Consider the following 1,142-nt stretch of genomic DNA (forward strand, 5'->3'; position numbering starts at 1 on the left):
AAGTTCAACATTTCTCACGGAAATCCTTGAAAATTAAAAGGCCCCTCAGCTAAATTTAGAGGGACCTAAGTAGTAACCTTCAAAGACAGTTATAGTTATTTGGTCACTTTCAAATATCAACAATAATATACTTTTGAATCTTTTCTTTTTTCCAATCTCTATTGGCTTTCCATAAAATGATTTCAATTCCGTATATTCCTTCAGGAATTAAATCGAGATTACAATCCTGCTCCAACTCTCTATATACTTTCGAATTTGTATCAAAGGTAATTAAAATATTATGCTCGTCTTCTTGAACAGTTCCCTCAAAATTTATGTAGTCAATTTGCCCAACCTCAGGAAATAACGGCGCTCCGCCATAAGAATATTCCTTTGCTATTCTAATCCCTATCCAGTTGTTACCATCATCTAATTGCAAATAACATTTAACGGATGATTTTGTGCCCTTAAAATATATATACTTTTCTTGATTTTTCAGATAGATATAAATAAGCTGATCGTATTGGATAGTAATATTCAATGATATCCGCCTCTCCATTCAAAAACGGAACCGACTGACTTAGTCGGCTCCTCTTCTTGGTCTACTCTCAACTGTTCTGTATCCAATACCTTTTAACGACATTTCCATCATCTTCTATGTAATCTGAATCCGGCTTACCGCCGTTTTTAACAATGGTCTTTTCAGAAGCCAATATGCCCACCAGAATTAAGCAAGTGATCCGTCAGTCGATGCCTTATATTAACTACACCTAACACTCTATTTTGATTATTAATCAGCCAAAAGGTTGTGTCTGGTACTCGGCCTTCTGACGCTCCAGCTCCCCTATCATTATCAAACAATGATTGCAGCATCGCTTCAAAATCACGCGGGTCTTTGTTAATAACCCAGGGAACCATATCCTCGCCAGATTCTTTCCATTCTTGATAGAAAGATAAATACTCATTTTTTAATTCTAAAAGAGGTCTTACTAGTTTTAATTCATTCATGTCTTTTATTATGTTCATTTTCAAATTCAACCTGAATTACGAAAGTGCAATCTCATAAAAACATAAAAAAGTGCCCTCATCTTTGGTAGAATGGTGTTTGCAAAGACAACATCACCCAAAGAGAGGAGCACCCATAAGGTGAAGTTTACCACAAA

At 35.6% G+C, this 1,142-nt stretch carries 1 protein-coding gene and 1 pseudogene; both read right to left on the minus strand.

What is annotated here, in order from left to right; genetic code table 11:
- Positions 1–109 precede the first annotated feature (109 nt).
- Positions 110–520, minus strand: a complete 411-nt coding sequence (locus CGZ75_RS24245; RefSeq protein WP_141136893.1) for a hypothetical protein — start codon at positions 518–520, stop codon at positions 110–112.
- Between the two features lie 67 nt (positions 521–587).
- Positions 588–987 (minus strand): annotated as a pseudogene (locus tag CGZ75_RS24250) (GNAT family N-acetyltransferase).
- Positions 988–1,142 lie beyond the last annotated feature (155 nt).

This window comes from Paenibacillus herberti (assembly GCF_002233675.1).
Classification (GTDB): Bacteria; Bacillota; Bacilli; order Paenibacillales; family Paenibacillaceae; genus Paenibacillus_O; species Paenibacillus_O herberti.